The following is a 6,384-nucleotide window of genomic DNA, read 5'->3' as shown; positions in this document are numbered from 1 at the left end:
GGATGTGATTGTGCCGGAGGCCGTGGCGGATTCGGGTGGTGTGGCGGATTCGGGGGATGTGGCGAATTCGGTAGATGCGGTGGGTTTCGCGGATCGCTCGGAGGCTGTAGTGGTTTCGGGTGGTGTGGTGACTCCGGGGGAGGCGGTGGATTCGGTGGACGCGGTGGGTTTCGCGGATCGCTCGGAGGATGCGATAGTTCCGGGTGGCGTGGCGAATTCGACAGATGCGGTGATTCCGGTAGATCCGGTGGGTGTGGCTCGCTCGTCGGGTCGGGCGGGGCCGATGGGTTCGCTGGTTGATATCAGTGATGTCACCGGTCCTCCCGTGGCTACCGGGGGTGGCGCGCTGTTGTCGCTCGGTGATGCTTTGCGCCTGGCTGCTCACGCCCACCACTATCTTGCCCTGTTCGATGATCGGGACGGTCGCCCGCTCTACCTCGCCCGCACCAAACGTATTGCCACAGCTGATCAGCGGATCGTGCTCCACGCCCGTGATATCGGGTGCAGTTTTCCCGGCTGCGCGAAACCCGGCTACCTCTGCCAGACCCATCATCGCAACGAATGGGCCGATGGCGGGCACACCGACGTCGATCAGCTGACCTTCGCCTGCGAACCACACCACAGGCTCGTCGGCCGCGCCGATACGAACTGGACAACCACGGCCACACCGCCCGGACACCCCTGCGCGGGCCGCACTCGCTGGACCCCGCCGACGCATATCGACCCCAGTCGACGGCCGCGAATCAATCACTACCACCACCCCCACGAATATCTCACTCCCGCACAACGATCCGAGCGCACCAGATCCGGATAACCTCTCGACACGGACGGCCCATTCGTCCCGCACTCGGAGCGGGGCATGGTCGCGTGGTCTGGGTCTGATTCGGAAATGAGTCAGCGTCTGTCAGGCGATCGTCCCGAACTGGCCAGTCGATGCCGAGTCGTCATCGGCGGTGACGGTCCGCCGGTGACAACTGGGCACTCTGATTGATTCCGTCCCGCGCGCAGGACAGGGCTTCAAGCCATACTCGGGCTTCGAAAAAGCTGCTCCTGCAACAACATACGCCCCGACTCGTCGATCGTCATACCGTCGCCGGAGCACCAGGTTGTCGCCGGAACAAGGGGGCCGCACCGAATTCGCGACGTGCTGGTTCCGAGTCGTCGCCGGTGTGCAGTTGTATGTAATTGGAGTGTTTTGTCGGCGCTCCTCCTCGCGAGTGTGAAATATGTTGTGGCGCAGAGTGAATGATGTTCTGTACATGGTTTTCGTCGCATGTCCAGTGATACTCTGCGTGCGAGCGGGGTGGGAGTTCTGGCACGGCCTTTCGGCACGGTTCGTCGCATATTCCATTGGGATTATTTCCAAATTTCACTACGACTGACTAGGAAGGCTGAGTAATGAGCGGTTCGACGCTTGCCAGCAGAGCTCTCGGTCGGCTGTTGCAGAAGTATCGGAAGCGGGCGGGGCTGTCGGAGTATGCCGTGGCGAAGGCGGCGGAGACGTCACCGCAGACATATGGTCGGCTGGAAGACGGTCTGAAGCACAATGTTCCGAGCATGATGATCAACGCGATTTGCGACAGACTGGGGGTGAGTGACGGTGAGCGTCGGTTCCTGCTGGCGCTCGGGGAGGAGGTCCGGTCGGCGCGCAAGGCGGGTGGAAAAATGGTGGCGGGCCTACGCGGATGAGATCTCGTCGGAGTTCGATCATTATATGGGCCTGGAGGATGCCTCCCGACGAATGACGATATGGAGTCTCAACCTTGTGCCGGGACATCTGCAGACGCCGGAGTATCGGCGAGAGGTGCTTGGGCTGAGAATCCCGCTTGGACGACGGAGGAGATCGAGCAGCGCATCAGCCTGATGATGCGTCGTCAGGAGCGGCTGACAGATCCGAACTTCGAGTTCGAAGCGATAGTGTCCGAAGCCAGTCTGCGGCAGGTGATTGGGAACAGAAGCATCATGGCGGACCAGCTGCGCCATCTGGTCGAGATCGGAGACCGTCCTAATGTCACGATTCGGGTGGCGCCGTTCGCGATTGCCAACGCCATCGGGCCGGTGGCTGGTTCGTTCGTCTGGCTGGACTTCTTCGAGCTTCGATCCACGAAGCTGCAAGAGCCTCCCGTGGTGTACGTCGAGGGGTTCGTAGGTGATCTGTACCTGGAGCGGAAAGTGGAGCTCACTCAATATCGGGATGCGCTCACCAGGATTCGGCGTATAGCGTTGGACGCGAACGAGAGCAGGAATTTGATCTTGGCTATCGCAAGGGAGCATTCGGAGTGAGCATCGATCTATCCGGAGCGGCCTGGTACAAGTCGAGCCGGAGCAAGACCGACCGCGCATGTGTCGAGATCGCCCATCTCGACGGTGGTTTGGTCGGCGTACGTGATTCGAAGGATCCCGCTGGTCCAGCGCTCGTCTTCGCGTCGGGCGAGTGGGCGGCGTTCACAACAGGTGTCGAAGCCGGAGAGTTCGACCGAGGCTAGGCTTCGCGCACGGGCATTCGGCAGCACGGTTGATCGGATGTGCGCGGCCACGGGTAGCGCAAACCCGAACCGCCGCTGGGCCGGCCTGCTGACGGACCGCGCCTGAACGTGGGCTGTCCACCGCATGCGTCGAAGAATGAGCTTGCTCGCTACGTCGATGGTGAACGCTCAGTTCCGTCCCGGGCCTGGGTCTGTGGTCGGGGCCGACAAGCGCCAGCGGGGATGTAATCGTCGGCGAGATGCGCCTGCGCGCGATCGTGCGCGCGGCCCGGGAGTGGGGTCGTCATACCGACGCGGGACTGCGGCCGGTATCGATTGCGTGCTCGGGACTGTGGCCGATATCGCCTACGCGCTCGGCACCGCCGCCGATATCGCCTACGCGCTCGGCACCGCCGCCGATATCGCCTACGCGCTCGGCACCGCGTGGGACGACGAACTCGAGCCGTATCGCAGTGGGGGAGAAGGGGCGGAGGTCACGTGGTTGCGGCGGGACGTGGTCTAGTTAGCGGGCCGGAGCATGCCCCACAGGGTCGGTCCGCCTGGAACCGGCACCGGGCCGGTGACGGTGAATCCGATTCGCTCGTAATAGCCGATCGTGGTCTCGCGGGTGCAGACCAGATAGGCGTCGAGCCCGTCTCGATCGCAGACCTCGAGTCGTTCGGCGAGCAGTGCCAGGCCCACGCCCCGGCCGCGGACGGGGCCAGTGGTCGCCAGCGTGTTCAGATACCAGTGCGGCTGCTTCGGATACGACCGCTCGATCGCGTGCTGGATGGTCAGCCCCGCTCGCAGCCGCGTCCGCAGGCAGCCGAGCAGCGGCGGCAGCGAACGCAACAGGGCCGCGGTCGGTTGCGACCAGTCCGGGGGATGCCAGCAGGCGACGCCGGCGAGGCGGTCGGAATCGCCGCGCGCGAGCCGCAATCCGGCGAGGGGATGGCTGTAGCGCAGCGAGATCTCGAAGTAGCTGCGCAGTATCGCGTGCCGGACCTCGGCCTCGGGCCAGATGAACGAGTGCACCGGATCATCGGCGAACCCCTCGGCCAGCACCGCCGCGCAGGCCCGCAGGTCTTCCGCTCGAACCGCCTCCACCGCATACCCCATGCCGGGCATTCTGCCCGACGCCCGGGGCCTGTGACGGAGTGTCCCGACCGCACGGGCCCGCGGGTCTTCCGGTCGTGCCGCCTCCACCGCATACCCCGTGCCGGGCATTCTGCCCGACGCCCGGGGCCTGTGACGGAGTGTCCCGACCGCACGGGCCCGCGGGTCTTCCGGTCGTGCCGCCTCCACCGCATACCCCGTGCCGGGCATTCTGCCCGACGCCCGGGCCTGTGGCAGAGTGTCCCGCACACGACAGAAGGGGAGTTCTGCCATGGAGGAAGTGCGGGTTCTCATCGAAACCCTGGGGGAGCGCGGGGATTGGTCGGTCCTCGCGGTGGACGATCGCCTGACCGATTGGCGCTCGCCGGTGCGGCTGTTGCCGCCGGGCGGGCTGCGGATCGTGGAGCAGGCGCACGATCGCCGTGAGTCCGTGCTGGCGCGGCTGACCGGACGCGACGGCGAGGATCGCAGCGTGCTGGCCGGTCCGATCGCCGGTCCGGACGGGCGCGTGCACGGGGTGCAGGTTCGGATGGGCGCACCGGGTGCAGCGATGACCGAGTCGTATGCCGTTGCGGCATTCGGGTATTCGGCGCAAGCGCGATCGATTCGACTGGGCGACAAGCCGTTCGGTTGGAAGCTGCCGCCCGAACGGGTCAATTGGACTGTGCCGGAGGCATTTCGCTACGTCGAACGGTTCGACGGGTCGATGGACCTGATCCTGCGCACCCTCGAACCCGCGCCGAGCACGCGCTGGGTCGGCGATGTGACCGCGCGCCTCGGCTCGGAGCTGCGCCGCTATCGGCTGGCGCTGCGCAACGGCCCCGACGGCGACGAGCACTGCTGGCGCGGCCTGATCCAGGATGTCACCGAATACCGTGCACCGGAACAGGTTTCGCTCGACGGCGCCGCCCTGACCGCACTCGGACGACACGGTTCCGACGGCCGCCGCCACCTGGTGCTGGCCGATGTGCGCGATGTGCGGCTGATCCGCTGGATCACCGATCCGGTGCCGCGGATCCAGTGGAAGGGCATGGTCGACGATCGCGATACTCCGCATCCCGACGATGTCGTGCGCATCTTCGACGAGGTGGGTCGCATCGCGGCCAGCGGTCGACAGCACGGCCGGGTGGATGGGGTGCGCCTGCGCCGCCTCGGCGGCGGATGGACGGTCGTGAACACCACGGGCACGATCATCCCGACCCCGGAGGCGGTCGCGCTGATGTTGATCGAGCTCGATGTGGTGGGCGATTCCGACGATCCGGATCCGACCATGGCGTGACCGTACGAACGAGGGCGGGCGGCCCGCAGGCCGCCCGCCCTCGTGGCACAACCGCTTACAGCGGAATGTTCTTGTGGTGCGCGGCCTTCGCCGGGGCCGAGGCCAGTGCGGCGGCGATGGTGGAGCGAGTCTTGGCCGGATCGATCACCTCGTCGACGACACCGATCGACTGGGCGCGCGCGACGCCGCCCGCGATCTGCTCGTGCTCGGCGGTCAGCCGCTCGAGCAGGGCCTCACGCTCCTCCTCGGGGGCCGCGGCCAGGGCCTTCTTGTGCAGAATCTGCACCGCGGCCTTGGCGCCCATGACGGCGACCTCGGAACCCGGCCACGCGTACACCGCGGTCGCGCCGAGCGATCGGGCGTTCATGGCGATATAGGCGCCGCCGTAGATCTTGCGGGTCACCAGGGTCACGCGCGGAACGCGGGCCTCGGCGAAGGCGTGCAGCAGCTTCGCGCCGCGGCGCACCACGCCCTCCCACTCCATGCTGACGCCGGGCAGATAGCCGGGCACATCGGTGACGACGACCAGCGGAATGCCGAAGGAGTTGCACAGCCGCACGAAACGCGCTGCCTTCTCGGCGCTTTCGGAATCCAGGCAGCCACCCAGATGCAGCGGATTGTTGGCGAGGACGCCGACCGTGCGCCCGGCCAGGCGGCCGATTCCGGTGACCATCGAGCGGGCGTAGCCGCCCTGCAACTCCTCGAAGGAGGATTCGCCGTCGACATTGTCGAGCAGTTCGTTGATGACCGGTTTGACGTTGTAGGCGCGGCGAGCCGAGGCGGGCAGCATGGCCTGCAGGTCGACATCGCCGTGTTCGGCGGCCACCAGATCGAATTCGCCCTGTTCGGCGAACATCGAAACCAGTCGGCGGGCGCGATGCATGGCATCGGCCTCGTCATCGGCGGTGATGTGGCTGACGCCGGATTTCTTACCGTGGGTGACCGGACCGCCCAGGGTGGCCATATCCACGTTCTCGCCGGTGACCGAGCGGACGACGTCGGGTCCGGTGACGAAGATGCGGCCCTCGGGGGCCATGATCACGATATCGGTGAGCGCGGGGCCGTAGGCCGCGCCGCCGGCGGCGAAGCCGACCACCACGGAAATCTGGGGGACCAGGCCGGAGGCCCGGACCATGGCCTCGAAGACGAGGCCGACCGCGTGCAGGGATTCCACACCCTCGGCCAGGCGAGCGCCGCCGGAGTGCCAGATGCCCACCACGGGAATCTTCGAGTCGATCGCGGTATCGATCGCGTCGACGATGTGCTTGCAGCCCTCGACACCCATCGCGCCACCCATCACGGTGGCGTCGGAGCAGTAGGCGACGGTGCGCACACCGTCGATCTCACCGATGGCGGCCAGGACGCCCGAGCGGTCACGAGGATGGAGCGGCAGAACGGTTCCGGGATCGAAGAAGCGCTGCAACCGACCCAGCGGATCACGGGGATCGGTCGTGGCGTCCGCCGCGGCGGGGGCCATGATGGTCATCGCGAAATCTCCTCGAATGTCGTTATCCCGGTGGAGTT

Annotated in this window: 7 protein-coding genes and 2 pseudogenes; 7 read left to right on the top strand and 2 right to left on the bottom strand. The window is 66.3% G+C overall.

The window, feature by feature from the left end:
• The 6 genes and pseudogenes from NP4_RS16665 to NP4_RS43365 form a co-directional block, all read left to right on the top strand.
• On the top strand, window positions 1–814 hold an 814-nt coding region (locus NP4_RS16665), incomplete at its 5' end, for an HNH endonuclease signature motif containing protein (protein ID WP_169813748.1).
• 584 nt (window positions 815–1,398) lie between these two features.
• Window positions 1,399–1,689 (top strand): helix-turn-helix domain-containing protein, encoded by a 291-nt coding sequence (locus tag NP4_RS16660; RefSeq protein WP_082875932.1) that lies wholly within the window; start codon window positions 1,399–1,401, stop codon window positions 1,687–1,689.
• Between the two features lie 25 nt (window positions 1,690–1,714).
• Window positions 1,715–1,765 (top strand): annotated as a pseudogene (locus tag NP4_RS43370) (hypothetical protein); the annotation flags it as partial.
• On the top strand, window positions 1,750–2,283 hold the full coding sequence (locus NP4_RS16655; RefSeq protein WP_147288040.1) for a DUF5753 domain-containing protein: 534 nt from the start codon (window positions 1,750–1,752) through the stop codon (window positions 2,281–2,283). The pseudogene NP4_RS43370 and the gene NP4_RS16655, both read left to right, overlap by 16 nt.
• Complete coding sequence (locus tag NP4_RS16650; RefSeq protein ID WP_067998686.1) at window positions 2,280–2,486, top strand: DUF397 domain-containing protein; 207 nt, start codon at window positions 2,280–2,282, stop codon at window positions 2,484–2,486. The genes NP4_RS16655 and NP4_RS16650 overlap by 4 nt, the downstream gene beginning before the upstream one ends.
• A 153-nt stretch (window positions 2,487–2,639) precedes the next feature.
• Window positions 2,640–2,988, top strand: a pseudogene (locus NP4_RS43365) (DUF3145 family protein); the annotation flags it as partial.
• Here the strand turns inward: NP4_RS43365 and NP4_RS16645 are convergent.
• Window positions 2,985–3,584, bottom strand: coding sequence for a GNAT family N-acetyltransferase (locus NP4_RS16645; RefSeq protein WP_067998712.1), 600 nt, complete (start codon window positions 3,582–3,584; stop codon window positions 2,985–2,987). The pseudogene NP4_RS43365 and the gene NP4_RS16645 overlap by 4 nt on opposite strands.
• Window positions 3,585–3,852: 268 nt before the next feature.
• Here NP4_RS16645 and NP4_RS16640 point away from each other — a divergent pair, with 268 nt between their 5' ends.
• On the top strand, window positions 3,853–4,860 hold the full coding sequence (locus tag NP4_RS16640) for a GAF domain-containing protein (RefSeq protein WP_067998683.1): 1,008 nt from the start codon (window positions 3,853–3,855) through the stop codon (window positions 4,858–4,860).
• A 55-nt stretch (window positions 4,861–4,915) separates the two neighbouring features.
• Here the strand turns inward: NP4_RS16640 and NP4_RS16635 are convergent, their stop codons facing one another.
• Window positions 4,916–6,346 (bottom strand): acyl-CoA carboxylase subunit beta, encoded by a 1,431-nt coding sequence (locus NP4_RS16635; RefSeq protein ID WP_067998681.1) that lies wholly within the window; start codon window positions 6,344–6,346, stop codon window positions 4,916–4,918.
• Window positions 6,347–6,384: the final 38 nt, after the last annotated feature.

It is taken from the genome of Nocardia pseudobrasiliensis NBRC 108224 (assembly GCF_001613105.1).
GTDB classification, from domain to species: domain Bacteria; phylum Actinomycetota; class Actinomycetes; order Mycobacteriales; family Mycobacteriaceae; genus Nocardia; species Nocardia pseudobrasiliensis.
Note: the sequence above shows the minus strand (reverse complement) of the source record. Positions and strands in the feature narration are given on the sequence as shown.